The 22,357-nt window shown below is 40.2% G+C and carries 24 protein-coding genes; 19 read left to right on the top strand and 5 right to left on the bottom strand.

All coding sequences use genetic code 11. From position 1 onward, the window contains the following. Positions 1 to 240: 240 nt before the first annotated feature. On the top strand, positions 241 to 1,905 hold the full coding sequence (locus O3640_RS05385; protein ID WP_371586782.1) for a C69 family dipeptidase: 1,665 nt from the start codon (positions 241 to 243) through the stop codon (positions 1,903 to 1,905). Continuing rightward, entirely contained in the window at positions 1,898 to 2,710 is an 813-nt protein-coding gene (locus O3640_RS05380; protein WP_012000192.1) for a PrsW family glutamic-type intramembrane protease, read from the top strand. The genes O3640_RS05385 and O3640_RS05380 overlap by 8 nt, the downstream gene beginning before the upstream one ends. Before the next feature lie 170 nt (positions 2,711 to 2,880). Here the strand turns inward: O3640_RS05380 and O3640_RS05375 are convergent, their stop codons facing one another. Beyond that, positions 2,881 to 3,441 carry a TetR/AcrR family transcriptional regulator gene (locus O3640_RS05375; protein ID WP_125366935.1) on the bottom strand — a complete coding sequence of 187 codons (561 nt, stop codon included), beginning with the start codon at positions 3,439 to 3,441 and terminating at the stop codon, positions 2,881 to 2,883. Between the two features lie 141 nt (positions 3,442 to 3,582). On the opposite strand from O3640_RS05375, the gene O3640_RS05370 reads away from it, so the two are divergent. The 12 genes from O3640_RS05370 (at position 3,583) to O3640_RS05315 (ending at position 14,071) form a co-directional block, all read left to right on the top strand. Then, on the top strand, positions 3,583 to 4,284 hold the full coding sequence (locus tag O3640_RS05370; RefSeq protein ID WP_125366936.1) for an ABC transporter ATP-binding protein: 702 nt from the start codon (positions 3,583 to 3,585) through the stop codon (positions 4,282 to 4,284). 1 nt (position 4,285) lies between these two features. Next, positions 4,286 to 7,009, top strand: a complete 2,724-nt coding sequence (locus O3640_RS05365) for an ABC transporter permease (protein ID WP_125366937.1) — start codon at positions 4,286 to 4,288, stop codon at positions 7,007 to 7,009. A 94-nt stretch (positions 7,010 to 7,103) separates the two neighbouring features. Further along, positions 7,104 to 7,952: a metallophosphoesterase gene (locus tag O3640_RS05360; RefSeq protein ID WP_125366938.1), complete on the top strand. Its 849-nt coding sequence runs from the start codon at positions 7,104 to 7,106 to the stop codon at positions 7,950 to 7,952. A 59-nt stretch (positions 7,953 to 8,011) separates the two neighbouring features. Next, complete coding sequence (locus O3640_RS05355) at positions 8,012 to 8,461, top strand: Rrf2 family transcriptional regulator (RefSeq protein WP_008809050.1); 450 nt, start codon at positions 8,012 to 8,014, stop codon at positions 8,459 to 8,461. A gap of 234 nt (positions 8,462 to 8,695) precedes the next feature. After that, the gene (locus tag O3640_RS05350) at positions 8,696 to 9,574 is read left to right on the top strand and encodes a VOC family protein (protein WP_125366939.1); all 879 of its coding nucleotides are present in this window, start codon (positions 8,696 to 8,698) and stop codon (positions 9,572 to 9,574) included. Positions 9,575 to 9,685: 111 nt separating this feature from the next. Beyond that, entirely contained in the window at positions 9,686 to 9,958 is a 273-nt protein-coding gene (locus O3640_RS05345; RefSeq protein ID WP_008809048.1) for a PspC domain-containing protein, read from the top strand. Between the two features lie 26 nt (positions 9,959 to 9,984). Next, positions 9,985 to 10,488 carry an NUDIX domain-containing protein gene (locus O3640_RS05340; RefSeq protein ID WP_125366940.1) on the top strand — a complete coding sequence of 168 codons (504 nt, stop codon included), beginning with the start codon at positions 9,985 to 9,987 and terminating at the stop codon, positions 10,486 to 10,488. A gap of 113 nt (positions 10,489 to 10,601) precedes the next feature. After that, the gene (hprK, locus tag O3640_RS05335; RefSeq protein WP_125366941.1) at positions 10,602 to 11,537 is read left to right on the top strand and encodes an HPr(Ser) kinase/phosphatase; all 936 of its coding nucleotides are present in this window, start codon (positions 10,602 to 10,604) and stop codon (positions 11,535 to 11,537) included. Then, on the top strand, positions 11,530 to 12,339 hold the full coding sequence (lgt, locus tag O3640_RS05330; protein ID WP_125366942.1) for a prolipoprotein diacylglyceryl transferase: 810 nt from the start codon (positions 11,530 to 11,532) through the stop codon (positions 12,337 to 12,339). The genes hprK and lgt overlap by 8 nt, the downstream gene beginning before the upstream one ends. Continuing rightward, positions 12,332 to 12,715, top strand: coding sequence for a DUF948 domain-containing protein (locus O3640_RS05325; RefSeq protein ID WP_008809044.1), 384 nt, complete (start codon positions 12,332 to 12,334; stop codon positions 12,713 to 12,715). The genes lgt and O3640_RS05325 overlap by 8 nt, the downstream gene beginning before the upstream one ends. A gap of 21 nt (positions 12,716 to 12,736) precedes the next feature. Beyond that, a complete protein-coding gene (locus O3640_RS05320; RefSeq protein ID WP_371586781.1) occupies positions 12,737 to 13,180 on the top strand; it encodes a YtxH domain-containing protein in 444 nt (147 codons plus the stop codon). Between the two features lie 90 nt (positions 13,181 to 13,270). Continuing rightward, entirely contained in the window at positions 13,271 to 14,071 is an 801-nt protein-coding gene (locus O3640_RS05315; RefSeq protein ID WP_046165851.1) for a C39 family peptidase, read from the top strand. 43 nt (positions 14,072 to 14,114) lie between these two features. Here O3640_RS05315 and O3640_RS05310 read toward each other — a convergent pair whose 3' ends face one another. Further along, a complete protein-coding gene (locus O3640_RS05310) occupies positions 14,115 to 14,402 on the bottom strand; it encodes a DUF3270 family protein (protein WP_012000206.1) in 288 nt (95 codons plus the stop codon). 194 nt (positions 14,403 to 14,596) lie between these two features. Here O3640_RS05310 and O3640_RS05305 point away from each other — a divergent pair, with 194 nt between their 5' ends. Further along, positions 14,597 to 15,526 (top strand): peptidase U32 family protein, encoded by a 930-nt coding sequence (locus O3640_RS05305; RefSeq protein WP_125366944.1) that lies wholly within the window; start codon positions 14,597 to 14,599, stop codon positions 15,524 to 15,526. Between the two features lie 197 nt (positions 15,527 to 15,723). Further along, positions 15,724 to 17,010, top strand: coding sequence for a U32 family peptidase (locus O3640_RS05300; RefSeq protein ID WP_045773811.1), 1,287 nt, complete (start codon positions 15,724 to 15,726; stop codon positions 17,008 to 17,010). 35 nt (positions 17,011 to 17,045) lie between these two features. Here O3640_RS05300 and O3640_RS05295 read toward each other — a convergent pair whose 3' ends face one another. Next, positions 17,046 to 17,384 (bottom strand): hypothetical protein, encoded by a 339-nt coding sequence (locus O3640_RS05295; RefSeq protein ID WP_172601499.1) that lies wholly within the window; start codon positions 17,382 to 17,384, stop codon positions 17,046 to 17,048. Positions 17,385 to 17,523: 139 nt separating this feature from the next. On the opposite strand from O3640_RS05295, the gene O3640_RS05290 reads away from it, so the two are divergent. Next, on the top strand, positions 17,524 to 17,736 hold the full coding sequence (locus tag O3640_RS05290) for a YdbC family protein (RefSeq protein ID WP_008809037.1): 213 nt from the start codon (positions 17,524 to 17,526) through the stop codon (positions 17,734 to 17,736). A 12-nt stretch (positions 17,737 to 17,748) separates the two neighbouring features. Here O3640_RS05290 and O3640_RS05285 read toward each other — a convergent pair whose 3' ends face one another. Beyond that, positions 17,749 to 18,303 (bottom strand): biotin transporter BioY, encoded by a 555-nt coding sequence (locus tag O3640_RS05285; RefSeq protein ID WP_061585203.1) that lies wholly within the window; start codon positions 18,301 to 18,303, stop codon positions 17,749 to 17,751. 433 nt (positions 18,304 to 18,736) lie between these two features. On the opposite strand from O3640_RS05285, the gene O3640_RS05280 reads away from it, so the two are divergent. Next, complete coding sequence (locus O3640_RS05280) at positions 18,737 to 19,879, top strand: 5-methyltetrahydropteroyltriglutamate--homocysteine S-methyltransferase (RefSeq protein WP_125366945.1); 1,143 nt, start codon at positions 18,737 to 18,739, stop codon at positions 19,877 to 19,879. A 17-nt stretch (positions 19,880 to 19,896) separates the two neighbouring features. Then, on the top strand, positions 19,897 to 20,628 hold the full coding sequence (locus O3640_RS05275; RefSeq protein WP_061595848.1) for a cyclase family protein: 732 nt from the start codon (positions 19,897 to 19,899) through the stop codon (positions 20,626 to 20,628). Between the two features lie 323 nt (positions 20,629 to 20,951). Here the strand turns inward: O3640_RS05275 and gorA are convergent, their stop codons facing one another. After that, positions 20,952 to 22,301 carry a glutathione-disulfide reductase gene (gene gorA / locus O3640_RS05270; RefSeq protein WP_125366946.1) on the bottom strand — a complete coding sequence of 450 codons (1,350 nt, stop codon included), beginning with the start codon at positions 22,299 to 22,301 and terminating at the stop codon, positions 20,952 to 20,954. Positions 22,302 to 22,357 lie beyond the last annotated feature (56 nt).

Genomic DNA, 22,357 nt, shown 5'->3' with positions numbered 1-22,357 from the left:
TTTCCAATTTTTTTAAGTTTTACAAAAAAATTTTTATACAGCATGATGGAAATGTTTGTAAATTTATACAAGAACCTCAAGTGAAAAATTAAATTTACAAAGTAATCAGAATTTTTCTTAGGTGAATTTATTCATTTTTCTGTAGAAGTCTAATTTGGAAACGCTTGCAAGCCTAGAAGGAGAATAGTATACTAAACATGTGGTATTCGGTTTACCAATTAATATATAAAGGAGAAACTGATGAAAAAGAATCTTTTCAGATGGCTTGTTACAGCCATGATGCTTCTTATACTCTTTCCTTTCCAAGTCGTCCAAGCTTGTACGGGCTTTATCATTGGGAAGAATTTGACGACTGATGGTTCGACTCTCTATGGCCGAACAGAGGACTTGGAGCCTAATCACAATAAAAACTTTGTTGTGAGGGAGAGAAAGAATAATAAAGCTGGTGATAAATTCGTAGATGAAACCAATGGGTTTAGCTTTGATTTACCAGCTGTTAGTTACAAGTATACGGCAGTTCCAGATGTGACTCCAGAACAAGGTGTCTTTGATGAGGCTGGCTTCAACGAAGAAGGAGTTTCTATCTCAGCAACCGTCTCAGCAAGTGCCAACGATGATATTCAGAAAAAAGATCCTTACGTTAAGGATGGTATTGCCGAGTCAGCTATAACTTCTGTAGTTCTTCCTCATGTCAAAACAGCTAGAGAAGGAGTAGAGCTCCTAGCAAAAATTGTCAGAGAAAAGGGTGCGGCAGAAGGAAATATCATAACGATTGCAGACAAGTCTGGTGTTTGGTATATGGAGATCCTTTCTGGGCACCAATACGCAGCAATCAAGTTTCCGGATGACAAATACGCTGTCTTTCCTAACACTTTCTTCCTTGGCAATATCAATGTAAATGATACAGAAAATACTATTGCTTCATCGGATCTTGAGAAAACAGCTCGTGATGCAGGAACTTACAAAGAAGTTAATGGGGCCTTTCATATAGCTCAATCGTATAATCCGCCTTTGGCTGAAGCGAATCGGTCTAGGGTTTGGTCTGGTATCAAGGCTTTGAATCCAAATGCAGATGTAAAATATGACGATAAATATTTTGAACTCATGCACTCAACCAATGACAAGCTTAGTCTACGAGATGCTATGAATTTGCAACGGAACCGCCTAGAGGGAACAGACTTTAAACCGCTTGATCAGATGGAGCTAGATGGTAAAGGGATTCCAGATAAGAAAAAGGCAGATCCTGTTTATAAGTATCCGATCTCCAATCCTAATGTCATGGAAGCACATATCTTCCAGTTAAAAGATAATTTACCTGCTAAAACAGGAGGAGGCATTTTCTGGCTTTCTATGGGAAGTCCGCGAAATGCACCATACCTACCTTATTATGCAAATATCAACAATACTTATCAGGCTTATCAAGAAATGAGTACAGCCTATAATGAAAATTCTTGGTATTGGACAGTTAGCCGTATCAATGATCTAGTAGCTAAATATCCAGATTTATTTGAAGATGGCTCTATCCGTAGTGAAATTGAACGACTAGAAACCCAATGGATGGAAGAGCAGGCTGCTTATGATAAAGAACAAATTAGCCTTGCTAATCAACCAGAAGAAGCTAGTTTGAAAGCAACAAAACTTTCCATGGAACGAGCGGAATCAGTCTTTAAACACCTCAAGGAAATTCAGAAAAAAGCTGAAGACAAGGTAGTAAGTGAATATGGTATTAAAGCCCTAAAAGAAATTGAGGAATCAGAAGATTCTAATACTGAAGAAACCATTCGTCTGGAGGATTTTGATTATGATATTGCTTTGGCTGGAGGAATCTTTGTTCTAACTGTTGTTGGAGTAGTAATCTATCTAATAAAACGCAAAAATAAAAAAGGAGCAGACAGTCATGAATAAAACAAGAAGAATTGCTCTTTATATCTACTTAGCATTAGCGGGTATTGGCTTGCAGTTTGAATTGGGAGACATGGCAAATAAGGACATCACCTTAGAGGCTGGTCGTGACCTTATCCTTAATCTAGCTGTTTTAGCGGCCTTCTTCCTACCTATCTATTTCTTAATTAAAAAGCTTGCCAAAAAGTTATCTGTAGAGACCATTGTTCTCGGAACTGCCCTTTTTGGAGGTGCATTTATTGCAGGCTGGCTTAGCTTTGCAGGTAATAGCCTGATTGACATTATTAACTCAAATTTCATCAAAGATCCTGCAGTTTTTAATGACTGGACCAATGCATTGACAGCTCCATTTGCTGAGGAATTTTTCAAGGCCTTGACTGCCTTTGCAGCCCTTTATATTTTGGGCAAAAAAGATCTTCAATCTGTCTTAATAGCTGGACTGAGCTCTGGTTTTGGTTTCCAAGTCATAGAAGATATTGGTTATGTATCCAGACAGACTTTTGGTGGAGAAAATAGCGGTGCTTTAGAAGCGATTGGTAGAATTGCTGGTGGATTTGCTTCTCATACGCTCTATACGGCAGTTGTGACTGTTGGGGTCTACCTTCTCTTTTCTAAAGTTTATAAGAAATATCGCCGCTTCGGTCTCTGGTGCGTCGTTTCAACAGTTGTTAACCATTTTATTTGGAACTCTCCATTTTACGAAACAGAACACCGGATCAATCTAGTTGTTGGAGCTCTTTTTGCCTTTCTTGCCGCTACCTTTGTAGAGGTTTACCGACTAGTCATAAAAGAGAGTAATTTAAGTTGAATAAACTAAAAACAAGCCTCTCAAAGGCTTGTTTTTAGTTTGAAAAGTGAGGTCTGTTTGCGACATATCAGTTAGCTTCAGCATATAATTCTCTCTTCCCAGACTACCAGTATTCCGTGTAAGTAGAAGCTTATGTCACAAAGAGATTGACAAAGTAGTTCTGCTCCTTCTTATCTCCAATAGTCATAGTTATAAGTTGTCAAAATTATGTCAGTGAGTTCTTCAGGTTCTTCTTGAGCTCCGCCAGCTATCCAAAGAGAAATAATCCCCTCAACACTTGATAGGAAGATTTCTAGGGCGTATTTCTGAGGGATATGGAAGTTCTCTTCTAAAAAACGCTGGGTAGCAGCCTTTTGCTTATCACTCAGAATGATAGTGGTTATGTACTCCCGAATAGCTTCGCGAAAGTCAATATAATGGCTCTTGGTCAGGGCATTGATAAGACGTTCATTAGCGCGCAGTATATGAAATTTTGCTATCATTAACTTTTTGGGATATTCGTTCTCCGCTTCAAACATGCTATAACTAGAAAGTTGGGAAATAATTTCTTTTTTGAGACTATCAACCATCTGATACTTATCTTGGTAGTGGAGGTAGAAGGTGCCGCGATTAATCCCTGCCCGTTTGCAGAGTTTGCTGATGGAGATAGTATCAAACCTTTCTTCTGATAGTAGCTGAATCAAGGCTTCTTTGATATCTTCCTTGGTGCTGGTTTTTCGTTTCTGGACCATTTTTCTTCCTTTTTCTTAAATCAACACTTTGTTGATTTTTGCTTATTGCTTTTTATCTAAGCTCATTATATAATATCTGTGATTTAGAATCAACATCTTGTTGATTTAAGGAAACGAGCTTTGAAAAGGAGAGATGATGACATGGCTTATATTGAAATGAAACATAGCTTTAAACGTTATCAGGTAGGTGACTCAGAGATTGTTGCTAATAACGATATTTCTTTTGAGATTGAAAAGGGGGAACTGGTCATTATCCTGGGGGCTTCTGGTGCCGGTAAGTCAACAGTGCTCAATATTCTCGGAGGTATGGATACCAATGATGAGGGAGACATTCTGATAGACGGTCAGAATATTGCTAACTACAATTCCCACCAGCTGACGGACTATCGCCGCAATGATGTAGGCTTTGTCTTTCAATTCTACAATTTGGTGCCCAATCTGACAGCCAAGGAAAATGTCGAATTGGCTTCTGAGATTGTCAAGGATGCCCAAGATCCTGTTGCCGTTCTAACTGCGGTTGGTATGGAAAATCGCCTCAATAACTTTCCTGCACAGCTATCAGGAGGGGAGCAGCAGCGGGTGTCCATTGCTCGGGCTGTGGCCAAGAATCCAAAGATTCTACTCTGCGATGAGCCGACAGGAGCTCTGGACTACAATACCGGCAAGCAAGTGCTACAAATCCTGCAGAATATGTCCCGCAATCAAGAAGCTACAGTGATTATTGTGACCCACAATGCAGCCTTGGCTCCCATTGCTGATCGGGTCATCCGCATGCACGACGCGAGAGTCAAGAGTGTTACAGTCAATGAAGCGCCTCAGGATATAAGTACATTGGAGTATTGATATGAAGAGAAAGATTTATTGGAAAGATATTCTGCGCTCCTTCACTAGCTCTAAAGGACGTTTCCTATCTATTTTAATCCTCATGATGTTGGGCTCTTTAGCTCTCGTGGGACTCAAGGTCGCTCCGCCAAATATGCGCAGAACAGCAACAGATTACTTGAAAGAACAGCGAACCATGGACTTGGCTATTATGGCGGACTATGGTTTGGATAAGGCGGATCAGAAAGAGCTGGAAGCTATCAAGGGAGCCGATGTCGAGTTTGGCTATCTGACAGATGTCACTGTAGATGAAGAGGCTCTCCGAGTTTTCTCAGATACCAAGGATATTTCAAACTTTCAAGTGACCTCCGGCCGTCTTCCTAAGAATGAGCAAGAAATTGCCCTAGCTAGTTTTTGGTCTAAAAAATATAAGCTTGGTCAGGAGATTGATCTGACCGAGAAAGCAGGCAGCCGGTCAGTTCTAAAAAACAAGACCTATAAGGTCGTGGGATTTGTCAACTCAGCAGAGCTTTGGTCTGATAGAAATCTGGGCAATGCGACTAGTGGAAGCGGTGCTTTATCAGCCTATGCTGTAGTCAGCCCCAAGGCCTTTAAAACAGATGTGTACAGTATTGCCCGCCTGCGCTATCATGATTTAGAAAAGCTGGCTCCCTTCTCTGAAAGCTATCAGGAGCGTTTGGAGCAGCACCAGACTGCTTTGGACAAGAGCCTGGAAGATAACGGAGCGGCCCGTTTTAAGCGATTAGAGGTAGATGCCAAAAGCACCATTCAGAAGGGCCAAGATAAGATTGCTCAGGCTGAGAGCGAACTGGCCCAAGGTAAAAAACAATTAGAGCAAGCTCAGAGTCAGCTAGATCAGCAAAAAAGCCAGCTAGCAGCAGCCCAAGCCGCTTCTATCCTCCCTCCTGCCCAGCTCAGCCAGAGCCAGCAGCAGATTCAGGAAGCTGAGTCCCAGCTCAATCAGAAAAAAGCAGAGCTAGCAAAGGCAGAGAAAGACTTATCAGCTAGCAAGGACAAGCTAGCTGACGCTAAGGCAAACCTTAGTCGTTTGAAAGAGCCGGCCTATCATAGCTATGACCGCAAGTCTCTGCCAGGTGGTAATGGCTATCATATGTATAAAAACTCCATGAATAGTATTGCGTTGATTGGTAATATTTTCCCAGTGGTGCTCTATTTGGTGGCAGCTATAGTGACCTTTACCACCATGACTCGCTTTGTCGATGAGGAGCGAACAAATGCAGGTGTCTTTAAAGCTTTAGGCTATCATAGCCGTGACATCATTCGCAAGTTTGTCCTTTACGGTTTGGTGGCGGGGAGTCTGGGTACCCTCATAGGGATTGTACTGGGACATTATTTTTTGTCAGGAGTGATTTCTTCTATTATTACTAGAGGAATGGTACTTTCTACCCCTCATGCATATTTTTATGTTTCCTATAGTTTACTGGCCCTGGGACTTTCCCTTCTATCCAGTGTTCTCCCTGCCTATTTGGTGGCAAGACGTGAGCTGAGAGAAGAAGCAGCCCACTTGCTTTTGCCCAAGCCACCGGTCAAAGGCTCCAAGATTTTCTTGGAAAGACTGCCCCTTATCTGGCGACGTCTTAGTTTTACTCAGAAGGTCACAGCTCGCAATATCTTTCGCTATAAGCAGCGGATGTTTATGACTATCTTTGGTGTGGCGGGTTCTGTTGCCCTACTATTTGCCGGCCTAGGACTCCAATCTTCTATTGGTGGTATTCCCAAACGTCAGTTTAAGGAGATTCTGCGATACGACTTGATTGTCGCTGTCAATCCTGGAGAAAATCAGGCTGAGCAGGACAAGCTGAAAAAGCGGCTGGCAGATGACTCGATTGCAGCCTATCAGGAAATCCATAGTGAAACCCTAACAGAGAAATACAAAGGGAAAAAAGAGACAGAGTCAATCACTTTAATGGTTACGGACAAGGAAAATTTTGAACCTTTTATTTCTATGGAAAGTCCTGACAACCAGCAAAAGCTGACTCTCAAGGATGGTGTAGTTGTTTCGGATAAATTAGCCCGTATAGCTGGAGTTAGCCCCGGTGGCAGTATAGAGCTGGGTGGCAGGTCTGTCAAGCTCGCAGCAGTCAATGAGAATCATTTTGGTCATTTTGCCTTCATGAAGGCGACTGACTACCAAAAGATTTACGGGAAAAAGCCCGAGAAAAACGCTTATCTAGTGCGACTCAAGAACCCTTCTAGTAAGAATATTGTGGACAAGGCCAATGAATTTATGAGCCTCAAGTCTGTCAAGAGTGTCTCACAAAACGCTAGCATGGTGAAGCAGTTCAACGTTCTAGCGGATTCTCTTAATAATACAATGCTGGTTTTGGTCCTGATTTCCATTCTTTTAGCTGTCGTCATTCTCTACAATCTGACCAATATCAATGTGGCTGAGCGGATTCGCGAGCTGTCTACCATCAAGGTTCTGGGCTTTCATAATAAGGAAGTGACCCTTTATATCTATCGAGAGACCATTATTCTGTCAGTGATTGGGATGGCAGTTGGACTTCTAGGCGGTTTCTTCCTGCATCGTTTTTTGATTGAGAAGGTTGCGCCTAGCATTATCAGCTTAAACCCTCAAGTAAGTCCCTCAGTCTATCTGTTTCCTCTAACTGCGGTGACTCTTATTCTGACCTTGCTTGGCTTCTTTGTCAACTATCGCCTCAGAAGGGTAGATATGCTTGAAGCGCTCAAGTCTGTCGATTGATAAAAAACATTTCAAAGCTTTCCCTCACTTGATGGGTGGAAGTTTTTTTGAACTTTGATATAATATTCCTTGTAAAGAAAGAGAAAGACACACGATGACACGAAAAATTGCCTTATTATCCGATGTGCATGGAAATAGCACAGCCTTGGAAGCAGTACTGGCGGATGCGGAAAGCCAGCAAGTGACAGACTATTGGTTTTTGGGGGACTTGCTCCTGCCAGGAACCGGTCGCAGAAATATCTTAGATAGGATGGAGCAGCTGCCCATCAGCCTCCAGGTCAGAGGGAATTGGGAAGACAGCCTCTGGCATGCCCTGCATCAAAAACTGGATTTGGATCGTCCCAGCCATCTCTACCTGACCCGGCTCTGTCATTTTGTCCTAGAGGAAATCCGTCCAGAAGAGATTGACCGCATGCAAGAACTTCCTCTGCAAATCTTGACAGAAGTAGAGGGATTGAAGATTGCGGTCAGCCACCATCTGCCAGATAAGAATTGGGGGCGGGAGTTGATTCATATTGGCGAGCAGAGCGATTTCGACCGACTTTTTGAGGGAAATGACTGTGCTGTTGCTGTTTATGGTCATATTCACCAGCAGTTTCTGCGTTACGGGACTAAAGGACAATTGATTATCAATCCAGGCTCTATTGGTCAGCCATTCTTTCTAGATTCGGCTTTGCGTCAGGATCTGCGAGCCCAGTATGCCATTTTAGAGATAGATGAGACGGGTCTGGCTGATGTCGACTTTCGACGCGTGGCTTATGATGTGGAGCAGGAGTTGCGATTGGCGCGGAAGCTCCACTTGCCTTACTATGAAATTTATCGGGAGAGTTTGGTCAATGGTATCCACCATACTCACAATCACGACCTGCTGCGGGAAATCAGTGAGCGGGAAGGCTATGCAGATGAGATTGCAGCTTTCTTAAAGTCTAGTCGTAACACTTGAAGTTACACCTGTTTTGAGCTATAATAAAAATAAAGAAAAATGATAAGGGAGAAGAAGAGATGCAGATTTCTAGTCGTTTCACCATTGCCACTCACATGTTGATTGTTTTGGCTTTGGAGGGAAAAAAACGAAAACTGACAAGTGATATTCTTGCTGGCAGTGTCGGTGTCAATCCAGTTATTATTCGCAAGACCTTGTCCCAGCTCAAGAATGCCGGGATGATTACCGTTGCTCGTGGGACTGGAGGAGCAGAGATTGCCAAAGATTTGAAAGATATTAGCCTTTTAGATGTTTATTGTGCTGTTGAGTGTCTAGGAAAGAGTGGCCAGCTCTTTAGCTTTCATGACAAGCCCAATCCAGACTGTCCTATCGGCAAGAACATTCACAATGTCTTAGACGACCGCTTGGCAGCTATTCAGGCAGCCATGGAAGCTGAATTGGCTCAGACCAGTCTTGACGAAGTTGTCGCAGCAACCGAAAAAGAAATTAAAGAACAATCTGCTTCCTAGTGAGCAGATTGTTTTTTTGGGGTGACTAATATCCTGAGATGTAATTATTGACATTACATTAAAACCTGCTATACTAATAGATGTAATATAAATAATTACAATATAAAAATAAGACTTCGAAGCAAATGGAGGTTATGGAAATCCATATCAAGGAACCTATCTCTGTTTTGGAGAAATAAAAAAAATAGAGCAGGCGGACTGCTGAAATTTTAAATTTAAGAGAGGAGAAAGAACATGACTTTTGAATATGAAAGCAAGATTTATCTAGGAGAGGTGGCGCTTTATGTGGCTGACCTAGCAAGACAAAAGGATTTTTATCAGCGTGTTTTAGGGCTGGAACTTTTGGAAGAGCAGGACGGACAGGTATCTTTGGGTCGGGATGGGCAAGTGCTGGTTAGGCTCTTAGCGACCAGTGACCGTCAGACAGTCAAGTCGGCTTACGGTCTTTATCATCTGGCACTTTTGCTTCCAAGCCGTCAAGCCTTGGCAGATATCCTGAAGCATTTATCAGAAAATAAAGTCCCTATGGTCGGAGGAGCGGACCACGGTTATAGTGAAGCCATTTATCTGGAGGATCCAGAAGGCAATGGCATTGAGCTTTATCGGGACAAGCCTCAGGCTGATTGGGATATTCGGGAAGACGGTCGCATTATCGGAGTGACGGAAGCGCTAGCGGCTCAAGAAATCTATGAACTAGGCCAGGAAGTCCAACCGTTTAGTATTGCTGCAGGCACTCGTATGGGTCATGTCCACCTATCTGTGAAAAATAGCAGAGCTGCCAGTCATTTTTACCAAAAGCTTCTAGGCTTGGAGGACAAGTTTTCTGTACCTTCTGCAAGCTGGCTGGCATCAGGAAACTACCACCATCATTTAGCCGTCAATGAATGGGGAGGTTCTCACTTGAATCATCGCCAACCGAAGCAACTCGGACTAGCCTATTTTGAAGCCCAAGTTCAAGGGAAAGAAGACCTAGTAGCTATTTATGAAAATGCTCTGGACTTGGAGGCGCCAGCCCGATGGATTAGCTCCCAAGTGTTAGAAGTCACAGACCCAGATGGAATTGCTGTGAGAATGATTGCACCCACTAAAGTAAATATAGAAAATAAAGACTAAGAAAATTCTTAGTCTTTTTGCTCAAATAATAATTAGAATCAGCCTTGAGCCTGATGGATTTTCCAAAAGAAATGATAAAATGAGACTATCTACAGAAAGAGGAAATAGAACATGAAAACGGTCCTTTATAAAACAAGAAGAAATCGATTGTTAGCCGGTGTTTTAGCTGGTTTGGCAGATAAGTTTAAATTTGATCTTAGTTTGATTCGTTTTTTATACATCCTTTTTACCATTTCGTCTTTTGGATTTGGAGTTGTTATTTACATTTCTTTAGCTGTACTTCTTCCAACCAAGGAAGACATAGAGGCCGAAATGTACGGGACTGGACCAAGAAAGCGTAAGGATGCAGAACCAATTGATGACGATAAAGGACTCTTTTGGTAATGGCTTACTGGTCAAAAAGGAGAACTATGGAAATATGGGATGCTTATAATGACAAGCGAGAAAAAATGGGCCAGTACTTGGTAAGAGGAGAGCGGATACTGACTGGCCTATATCATCTCTGTGTGAATGTCTTAGTACGACATGAGGATGGGGACATTCTTTTTATGAAAAGAAGCAGCCAAAAGGAACTCTACCCCAACTACTTTGAATTTGGAGCTGGAGGAAGTGTACTAGCTGGCGAGGATAGCCTTAGCGCAGTACTTCGCGAGTTGAAAGAAGAAACAGGTTTAGTCCCCAGCCAGATAAAACTCATTGAGCAGACAATATCCTCTGAAGATCGGTGTCTATTTGATTACTATGAAGCAATTATAGTAGGTGATAAGGGGAATATAACTTATCAAGATGGTGAGACTGATGGACATGTCTGGGTAGGAATAGATGAATTGCCCGTTTTCATGAAAGAGGAGCTTCTCTTTCAACATCAAAAAGCACTATTAAAAAAACTAATAGAGAAACAAGGTGACAGATAAAGTGTAGAAGCCTTCCCTGTCATCTTTTCTTTTCCCAAAAAGGACGCTGAAACTCTCTATAAAAGTAATTTTTTGCTATAATAGAAAAAGAAAGATTCCAAAGGGGGAAACTTATGTCTGTTAAGGTCAAGGACCTCTTGCAAAAAGTAAGATTACAATTGATTTACGGTAGCGAAGAACTACTGGAAAAAGAAATTACGACATCCGATATTTCACGGCCTGGTCTTGAAATGACAGGATATTTTGACTACTATACACCAGAGCGCATTCAGCTGATTGGGATGAAAGAATGGTCTTATTTGATGAAGATGACGAGTCATAACCGCCATCAAGTCCTTCTGAAAATGTTTCAACCAACGACACCTGTTGTTATCATTGCCAGAGATTTGGAAATTCCAGATGAAATGATGCAGGCTGCTGAAGAAAAGCAGATTGTTATTTTACGTAGCCATACATCAACCAGCCGTTTATCAGGAGAAATATCCAGCTATCTAGATTCTCGTTTGGCTGAAAGGACAAGCATTCACGGTGTCTTAATGGATATCTATGGCATGGGAGTTCTCATTCAGGGTGACAGTGGTATCGGTAAAAGTGAGACGGGACTTGAGTTAGTCAAAAGAGGTCACCGTTTGGTTGCAGACGACCGTGTTGATATCTTTGCTAAGGATGAGATGACTCTCTGGGGTGAACCGGCTGAAATTTTGCGTCATTTGCTTGAAATTCGAGGTGTTGGAATTATTGATGTGATGAGTCTCTATGGTGCTAGTGCAGTTAAAGATTCATCGCAGGTTCAAATTGCAGTATATTTGGAAAATTACGACGTCAATAAGACTTTTGACCGCCTAGGTAATGCTTCAGATGAATTAGAAATTGCCGGTGTTCGAATCCCAAGGGTCCGCATTCCAGTTAAAACTGGTCGTAACATCTCCGTTGTAATTGAAGCTGCGGCCATGAATTATAGAGCAAAAGAGATGGGCTTTGACGCTACAAAGATTTTTGAAGAACGCTTGACAAATCTGATCAGCCAGAATGAGGTGAAGCATGATTAATCCAATTGCCTTTCAAATCGGACCATTTGCTATTCGCTGGTATGCAATCTGTATACTTTCAGGCTTAATATTAGCTGTTTACTTGGCTAGGAAAGAAGCCCCTCGTAAAAAGATTAAACCTGATGACATTATTGATTTTATCTTGATTGCTTTTCCGCTTGCTATCGTGGGTGCACGACTATACTATGTGGCCTTTGAATGGTCTTATTATTCAAAACAGCCATTTATTGAGATTTTCATTACTTGGCATGGTGGTTTAGCTATCTATGGAGGACTGATTACTGGTGCTCTAGTTCTTTATTTCTTTACTAGGAGAAAATTTATTAATACTTTAGATTTCTTAGATATCGCTGCCCCAGGTGTTATGATTGCTCAGAGTATTGGACGCTGGGGGAATTTTATCAACCAGGAAGCTTACGGTGCTGCGGTCAAGAGTTTAGACTATTTGCCAGGGTTTATTAGAAATCAAATGTATATTGATGGAGCTTATCGGCAACCTACTTTCCTTTATGAATCTACTTGGAACTTGCTAGGCTTCATTCTTATTCTCTTTTTACGTAGAAAACCCAATTTTCTCAAGCAAGGAGACATTACAGCCTTCTACCTTATCTGGTACGGTTGTGGTCGGATGATTATTGAAGGAATGCGGACAGACAGTCTCTACTTTATGGGACTCCGGGTTTCTCAGTGGTTGTCTGCTCTCTTAATTATTCTTGGTGTCGCCTTGGTTGTTTATCAACATAGAAAAAAAGATACACCGTATTATTACACATCTTTAGAAATGGAGAAGAAAAATGCTTGAAATTTCATATAGTTTAGTCGCAGTCGCTTTGATTGCTTTGATTGTTTACTCCATCTTCTTGGTTAGAAAAATTAGCAATGTTGTGGATGAGACAGAGAAGACGATTAAAGTTCTTACAGCGGATGTTAATGTCACATTATATCAAACCAATGAATTACTAGCTAAAGTCAATGTTTTGACTGATGATATTAACGGTAAAATGGAGACCATAGAACCCCTCTTTACAGCTGTTGCAGATCTGTCACTATCTGTTTCAGATTTAAATGATTCAGCTCGAAATCTGAGTAAAAAAGCAGCAACGGCTGGTAAAAATTCAGTCAAGGCGGGTGCAGGTTTAACTGCTTGGCGTCTATTATCAAAATTTTTCAATAGATAATTACAAGAAAGAAGGTCCATTATGGGTAAATTTTCATCGATTGTATTAGGAGCAGCGGCTGGGGCTGCAGCAGCTATCTTCTTAAGCAATGAAAAAGGTAAAGAAGTAAGAGCTAGAGTCAGCAATTTTATCAAAGAAGTGCAAGAGAACCCAGATGAGTTTAAAGAGCAGGTGTGTCATTCTGCAACTGACTTGAAAAATCAAACAGTAGATACTGTTACACAAGTAAGAGACAAGGTCAATAATGGTGAGATTACAAAAGAGTCTATTTTGACATCTGTAAAGGAAACTACAAAAGAGATGTTAGACTATTCACAGGATAAGTTCCAAGCTATTAAAGAAAAAATTCAGGAAGAACATCTGACTAAAGACGACTTGATCTCTTCTATCAGGGAAAAAGCACATGCTTTGACGGATGAAAAAGATCATTCTGAAGAAATCGTTATAGACCTAAAAGAAGACTAAAAGAGCTGGTTAAACCAGCTTTTTTATTTTGTAGAATAACTTGACTCCATGTACGGAAAAGAATATGATAAAGTTGGGGGAGGTGGTCTGATGAAATGCATCAAACTTTTAAGCCTTATGTTTGCGATATTGTTTTTTACTGCATGTGCTAACCAAAGAAAAGTAGCAAAACCATTAGATTCTTCTAACTCTGTTTCTAGTAAGAAGTTTTCAAGCAATTCATCTACTTTTTACAGATCAAAAGAAACTTCTTCGGACAATGGTTCGTCTTCGAGTAGTGCTTCAGAATCGCAGGAGATGCCACAAGTTCAAAAAACAGAAGAAGGATCACTTCAGTTGAGACATAGGCTGGAAGTACCTATGCAGGTGCAAAGAGCATGGAATACTTGTGCTCCAACTACTGTGAGCATGATGTTAGCCTGTCGGGGGATAGATATATCGCAAGAACAATTAGCTGAGGAAATGGGAACGGATGCTCATTTTGGGACCCACAATGCCAATGCTATTCAGGTACTTAATCAGCATTTATTTGGTTATCCAGCACCAACTGATGGACAGGCAGGCTATCGCTTGGAAACTGTGAAATCTAGCTCACCCAATTCAATAGATATGCGCCTCTTTAAAGAACGTCTCAAGAAAAACATTGATGTAGGCTATCCCCTATATTATACGTTTGATAATTCAAAGATGTATCCCGGGCGTAGTGGAGAGCACAATGTTATCGGAATTGGATATGAATTAAACTCAGATGCTTCTGATATAATTGGAGTTTATTATATTGATCCATCTTATACTGTTCAAGATCCGGTTTATGGAGGGTTAAAGAAAGTGACCCCTCAAGAGCTTTTGACAGCTATGTTGACTTGCCAAGAGCCGAATTATGCATGGTAAGAAAAAAGACCTGCTTCAAGTCAGAAGCAGGTCTCTTGTTTGATTAAAATTTCTTTTTTGAAATAAAACGATAGGTTTGCACTGTTGCAAAGCTTAAAGTCATAGCTAATGCCAGAGCAAAGAAAGTATTCAGTTTGAAAGACAGAAACAGAAAACTAAAAATTGCTGTTAAAATACAAAACGCAGCAATATTAAAGAAGAAAAGCAACTCTTTTATTTTAGGTTCAATGTCTGATTCTGGAATATATTCTTGGTATAAAGGTAATTGTTCTTCAGGAAGTTCCTGATAGATATAATCCTCTTGATAATTTTTATAATCTCTAAGTGCCATTTTTCTCTCTCCTACTAGTACTATATCATTGTATCATGATTTATTGGGGTAATTATTACATTTTTGTTACAGAAAGAATAAAAATAGTTTTCAATATAAAAATAAAGTATCGAAAATTTAAGGGAAATAAAAGTAAAAGAAAGAATTTGAAAAGAAAACTGGTTCATTTCTAAAAGTGTGTTATAATTAACTTTATGGAAAAGATAATTATTACAGCGACAGCTGAAAGTATTGAGCAAGTGAAGGAACTGCTAGAAGCAGGAGTTGATCGGATTTATGTTGGCGAGAAAAACTATGGCCTTCGTCTTCCCCATACTTTTTCTTATGACGAATTACGAGAGATTGCTAATTTAGTTCATGAGGCGGGAAAAGAAATCGTCGTAGCAGTCAATGCTCTCATGCACCAGGAAATGATGGACAAGATCAAGCCATTTCTTGATTTTCTAGCAGAAATCCAGACGGATTATATTACTGTTGGAGATGCGGGAGTTTTTTACGTTGTTAACCGCGATCACTATCCCTTTAAGACAATTTATGATGCTTCGACAATGGTTACCAGCAGTCGTCAGATAAATTTTTGGGGACAAAAAGCTGGTGCATCAGAAGCAGTTTTAGCTAGAGAAGTTCCCTCAGCTGAACTTTTTGCTATGCAGGATATTTTGGAGATTCCTGCAGAAGTCTTGGTCTATGGGGCTAGTGTTATTCATCACTCCAAACGCCCTCTACTTCAAAACTATTATAATTTCACTCATATTGATGACGAGAAAACTCGGGAGCGAGATTTGTTCTTAGCTGAGCCGGGAGATCCGAGCAGTCATTATTCCATTTTTGAAGATAACCATGGAACTCATATATTTGCAAATAACGACTTAGATTTGATGACAAAATTGACAGAGTTAGTGGATCATGGATTTACTCATTGGAAATTAGAAGGAATCTATACTCCAGGTCATAATTTTGTAGAAATCGCTAAGTTGTTCATTCAAGCTCGGGATTTAATTTTGGCTGGTGAATTTAGTCATGATCAGGCCTTTCTTTTAGATGAAGCTGTTCATCGTTTTCATCCTAAAAATCGTTTCTTGGATACCGGTTTTTATGAATACGATCCAGATATGGTCAAATAATTATAGCTATCTAAGAAAGCAAGAAATTTTCTTGCTTTTTTCTGTTGCAAAGATGTGAAATCACAATTTTTTGAATTCAGGAAAGATTAGAATTGTGAAAACATTTACCACATCTTGATTTTCCAAGTTTTTTGCTATAAAATAGAAAGGATTAAAAATTAGGGATTATCGATCTTATCTTGCAAATAGGAGAAATGATGACAAAAACATTGAAACGACCAGAGGTCTTGGCACCTGCTGGTACTTTAGAGAAGTTAAAAGTAGCTGTTCGTTATGGAGCAGATGCAGTATTTATTGGTGGTCAAGCGTACGGACTTCGTAGCCGAGCTGGGAACTTTACTTACGAACAAATGGAAGAAGGAGTTCAGTTTGCAGCAAAATACGGTGCAAAAGTATATGTTGCTGCTAATATGGTGATGCATGAAGGTAATGAAATCGGTGCTGGAGAATTCTTCCGTAAGCTTCGTGATATTGGGATTGCTGCAGTAATTGTTTCAGACCCAGCTCTGATTGCTATTGCAGCATCAGAAGCACCAGGATTAGAAATCCATTTGTCTACCCAAGCTAGTGCAACTAATTATGAAACCCTTGAATTTTGGAAAGAGTTAGGCTTGACGCGTGTTGTTTTAGCGCGTGAAGTTTCCATGGAAGAATTAGCAGAAATCCGTAAAAGAACGGATGTTGAGATTGAAGCCTTCGTTCACGGAGCAATGTGTATTTCCTACTCAGGACGCTGTACACTTTCTAACCACATGAGTATGCGTGATGCCAACCGTGGCGGTTGCTCGCAGTCTTGTCGTTGGAAATACGACCTTTATGATATGCCTTTTGGCCAAGAAAGAAAGAGCTTGAAGGGTGAAATCCCGGAGGAATTTTCTATGTCTGCGGTAGATATGTCCATGATTGATCACATACCTGATATGATTGAAAATGGTGTGGACAGTCTGAAAATCGAAGGTCGAATGAAGTCTATACACTATGTATCCACAGTATCGAACTGTTACAAGGCAGCTGTCGATGCCTATTTGGAAAGTCCTGAGAAATTTGAAGCGATTAAACAGGACTTGATTGATGAAATGTGGAAAGTTGCTCAACGCGAATTGGCAACGGGATTTTACTACGGTACTCCAACAGAGAACGAACAGTTGTTCGGGGCACGCCGGAAAATCCCTGAATACAAGTTTGTGGCTGAAGTTGTAGACTATGATGCTGAAAAACAGATCGCGACTATTCGTCAGAGGAATGTTATTCATGAAGGAGATCAGGTTGAATTCTACGGTCCTGGATTCCGTCATTTTGAGACAGTCATTACAGATTTGCATGATGCGCAAGGCAATAAAATTGATCGAGCGCCAAATCCTATGGAACTCTTAACAATTTCTATGCCGACACCTGTTTGCCCAGGTGATATGGTGCGTAGCAGAAAAGAAGGCCTTATCAATCTGTATAAGGAAGATGGCACCAGCGTTACTGTCCGCGCCTAGATATAAAATAAATCCCAGTTTGTAAAAACTGGGATTTATTTTTTCTTTGGATTAGCTTTCTGTGCTACTCGAACTGTCTGAGGAACCAGACGCACACGTTGAATATCTGGAATCCGAATAATAGTTGACATGCTCTTATTGAAATTCTTAACAATCAACTGCTGGCGTTCTTGGTCATACTTAACAATATCGCCAGTAAAGCTTTTATTTTGAAAAATAACATGAATTCCGGATTTTTTCTTTAAGGCTAGCTCAATCGCGGATAAGATAGCAGTATTATTCTCGCTGTTCTGTTCGGTTTTTTTATCGTTTATAAACTCATTAGCTTTCTCAGTCAGCATTCTTAGAAATTTTTTCATGGCTAAAATCTCCATAACTTGATACAATATCATTATATAACATTTTCTCGTAAAATTCTAAACTTTTACGAATGAATTAAATGAAAGATGGATAACTGTTAAACAGCAGAGGCTATTTTAGCTCATCCACTTTTGAATTAACCAAGGAGGTACTATGTCAGAATTTACATTTGAGATTGAAGAAAAACTTCTAGTCTTATCAGAAAACGATAAAGGCTGGACCAAAGAGCTTAACCGAGTTAGCTTCAATGGAGCGCCAGCCAAATATGATATTCGAACTTGGAGTCCGGATCACAGTAAAATGGGCAAGGGAATTACTCTTTCTAATGAAGAATTTCAGGTTCTTCTTGATGCATTTAAAAACTGATAGAAAAGTCTATCAGTTTTTTTGTTTATCAGCAAAGTAAGGATGAAATCCGAGACTTTTTAATACTGGCAAGCTGATAATAGCTATCAGGAGCATTTTTAAAAGATCCGGTAGAATGAATGGGGTAACGCCTACAGCGATAGCTTTTGAAAAATCAAGATTCCCTAAGATGTTCAAACCTATAATTCCACCGATAAATAGGATGGTATCTCCCAAGATATTTGCCAGTAAAATAGTCAAGAATGAACTGTTTTTATGAGTTAAGATAGAAGTAATGAAGGCAAAGAGAGGAGCAGACAAAAGGTAACCAGCAGTTGGATTTAGGAATGATTGGAATCCGCCATGACCGCCTGCAAAAACTGGGAGACCGATAGAACCAAGTAGTAAATAAAGTAGCGTAGCTGAAACCGCTTCTCTGGGTTTAAAAATAGTTGCAATCAAACCGATGGCAAAGGTTTGGAGAGTAATAGGAACAGCTCCAATAGCAAAGCTAAATTGTGATAAAACCGCTAAAATAGCAGCCCCAATGGCTGGGAGCACAAGTAAGAAAACTTTATTTCGATTCATAATAGTAAACCTCTTTTATAATTTATGGTAACTATTTTAAGATCTCTAGTGCTAAAAGTCAAGTGTTTTTTATCGACTTAGACTATTTCGTATTATTTTTTCTTTTTACTCCTGAAATACAAGAAAATAAATGCTATTAAACCAAAGATGTTAAAGAAGATAATACCAAATGTTGTAAGAATTTTATTTGTTTTACTCATCAAACTCTCCTCATATATACGTGTTTCTCTAGCATAGCAAATTAATATCCAAAAGAAAAGTAGGAATTGGAAGAACTGATATAGTTATAAACTATATAATAATCAATAAAATAAGATTAGCTCAAAACCCTTTAAAAACTTGAGATAAGGTTGTCGTGTTGATATAATGAACCATAACCAAATTTCCATTTGATTTTTATAACATTTATTTACACTAGAAAAGGAGAGTTGAGATGACAGTTAATCATGGACCATTTCGAGTTGATCACGTTGGCTCTTTCCTTCGCCCTAAGGAATTGGTAGAAGCTCGTGAAGCCTTTGCGGGGGGGACTATTAGCAAAGAAGAGTTAACTGCAGTGGAAGACCAAGCTATTCGAGCTTTAGTTTCTAAAGAAATTAAAGCTGGATTGAAGAATGTAACAGACGGAGAATTTCGTCGGGCTTATTGGCATTTGGACTTTTTCTGGGGCTTTCAAGGAATTGAGCATGTTCAAGCTGCAGAAGGCTATCATTTTCATGGGGAAACAACCAAGGCAGATTCGGCCCTCATCGCTGGTAAGATTACCGGTTTTCACCATCCCTTTGTGGAACATTTTAAGTTTCTAAGAGATTTAGTGGCTGATCAAGATGGAGTTGAAGCAAAGTATACCATTCCAGCCCCTGCCCAATTTTATTTTGAATTAATCCGGGATGCCGAGCATGTGGAGAAGCTCAATCAAGTTTATCCTGACTTCAATCAATTGAGAGAAGATATAAAAAAAGCATATTTACAAGTTGTTGAAGATTTATATGACGCTGGCCTCAGAACGCTACAAGTGGATGATTGTACTTGGGGTGTCTTGGTAGATGATAATTTCTTGACAGCCTGGGGTGCTCTTCAAGGTAAGACCAAAGACCAAGTTCGTGCTGAATTAGCGGAGCTCTTCTTAAGTTTCAACAATGATCTTTATCAAAATGTCCCAGCTGGTTTGACTGTTAATACCCATGTCTGCCGTGGTAACTACCATTCTACCTGGGCTTCTTCAGGTGGATACGGTCCAATTGCTGAAGAATTATTTGAAAAAGAAAAGGTGAATGCTTATTTCCTTGAATTTGATACTGAGCGAGCCGGTGGTTTCGAACCCTTGGCTAAAGTAACACCAGGGAAAAAAGTAGTCTTGGGCCTCTTGACGTCAAAAAGTGGTGACTTAGAGAAAAAAGAAGAAGTTATTGCTCGGATTAAGGAAGCTGGTCAGTATGTACCGCTAGAAAATCTTTACCTTTCAACCCAGTGTGGCTTTGCTTCTACGGAAGAAGGAAACATCCTAACAGAAGAGAGTCAGTGGGAAAAAATTGCTTTGATTTCAGATATTGTAAAAGAAGTCTGGGGAGAATAGAATCGGAGGAAAAACATATGGCAGATTTGCTTGAAATATACCAAGAATTAAAAAATAAAAAATGGGTTAATCTTTCTCATCAAATCAAGGAAGATAGTCCGCACTTTCCGGCTTTACCAGCCTTGGAGAAGAAAGATATTTTTACTCTAAAAGATGGTTTCCATGTACAGCAGTTTTCTGTAGTTGGTCAGTATGGTACTCATATTGATGCTCCTATTCATTTTGTAGAAGGTGGCCGTTGGTTGGAAGAAATAGACTTAAAAGATCTCCTTCTTCCTTTGTTTGTCATTGATAAATCAAAAGAAGTAGAGGAGAATCCTGACTTCATTTTGACCAAACAAGATATTTTGGACTTTGAAGCGGAGCATGGGAAGATTCCTGAAGGAAGTTTCGTAGCTTTTCGGTCAGACTGGTCCAAGCGTTGGCCTAGTCAAGACGCTATGAGAAATTTAGATGATCAAGGAATCCAGCATACACCTGGCTGGGGACGAGATGCTTTGGAATTTCTGATTCATGAGCGCGGTGTAGCTGCAGTAGGTCATGAAACTTTTGATACTGATGCAGGCCTTCCTACAGCTGAACATGGTTTGGTTAATGAATATTATCTCTTGGCTGAGGACATTTACCAAGTTGAGGTATTGTCTAATTTGGACCAATTACCTGCTAAGGGAGCTCTAATTTCTATTAGTTTCCCTAACTGGCATCAAGCTAGTGGTTCGCCAGTACGAGCTTTAGCCATTTTACCATAAGAAAAAAGAGCCTGAAGTTTTACTTCAGGCTCCCTTTTTTACAAAACTTTAGAAATTTTTGAGATTTTCTTGATGAAATGTTGATAAAGAGACTGTAAAATAAAGATTGTAGGATTAACAAGTTAATACGTGTCAAATCTCTCTTTTAGAAACTAAAAATGATGCATGGGAAGGTAAAAATTTTTGAAGAATCCTTATAGAATCTTACAAAAATGTAAGATTCAAAAGAAAAATGAAAGATTAGATTATGGAATACTTATAAGCTTTATAATAAAATAAGGACATAAGCCAAAAAAGGCTTGTAAAACAAACCTTTTCTCTTCTTACCTCATAGTAACGAACTCTTCTGATCCCGTTGGGTGAATGGCTACTGTGGCATCAAAATCAGCCTTGGTTGCGCCCATTTTGATAGCGACAGCGAAGCCTTGAATCATCTCGTCTACCCCATATCCGATACCATGCAGACCAACGACCTTTTCATTCTCACCAGCCGTGATGAGCTTGAACTTGGCCTGTTGGCGATGCTGAGTTACTGCCGAATACATGGAAGCAAAGCTAGATGTATAGAGGTGAATATTATCAGCTCCATAAGTTTTTTTAGCCTCTTCCTCGGTTAGCCCAACAGTTCCAATAGCAGGGTGGGAGAAGACGACGGTAGGAATAGTTGAATAGTCCATCTTTGCGTCTGTTTTGCCGTTGAAAAGTCGCTCGGCTAATGTACGACCAGCCTTGACGGCAACAGGAGTTAGTTCTTTCTCGCCTGTTACGTCACCTAGGGCATAGATACCTGAAACTACAGTGTTTTGGTATTCATCTACAGCGATGAAACCTCGTTCGTTGAGAGTGACACCAGCAGCTTCTAGATTGAGGCCTTGAACATTAGGTTTTCGGCCGATGGCCCAGATGACATGCTGAGCTATATGGCTACTACCATCTTCAAAATGAAGTTGCAGTTGATTGTCATCTAGTTTCTCAAGTTTTGTAGGTACTTTGTGGGTGTGTAGGGCAAGACCTGTCTTATCCATTTCTTCAAGTAAACCATCTACGATATAAGAATCAAAGTTCCGTAAGGGACGATCACGTCGGACAAAGAGGTCTGTTTTGACTCCAAGATTATGGAGGACTCCTGCCAATTCAACTGCGATATAGCCAGCTCCAACGATGGCTACAGATTCGGGTAATTCTTCCCAAGCGAAGACATCATCAGATGTTTCACCTAATTCAGAGCCAGGAATAGAAGGGATAGCAGCATGAGCACCCGTTGCAATGACAATGTGTTTAGCTCGGATTAGCTCACCATTAACCTCGACAGTGTTAGCATCAACAAAGCGACCGCGTCCTTCAATCAATTCAACTCCATTGCGTTTAAAACTTCCGTCGTAAGAAGATCGAGCACGATCAATATAGGCTTCGCGGTTTTTACGCAAAGTGGCAAAGTCAAAGCTTTGTTTGTCCGAAGTAAAACCATAGTCAGGACCATAGTATTGGATGGCCTCAGCAATTTGAGCACCATACCACATGATCTTTTTAGGAACACAGCCAACATTGACACAGGTGCCACCTAACTTCTTTTCCTCAATGACAGCGACCTTGGCCCCATGTTCGCCAGCTCGATTCATGGTAGCGATACCTCCGCTACCGCCTCCAATAGCAATCATATCAAATTCTTTCATAATGTTTATTCTCCTTCTTTTAATATGAGGTAATTGTACCCTTTTTAAGAAATGAA

The sequence above is a fragment of the Streptococcus sp. 27098_8_75 genome (genome assembly GCF_041432475.1).
GTDB lineage: Bacteria > Bacillota > Bacilli > Lactobacillales > Streptococcaceae > Streptococcus > Streptococcus gordonii.
Note: the sequence above shows the minus strand (reverse complement) of the source record. Positions and strands in the feature narration are given on the sequence as shown.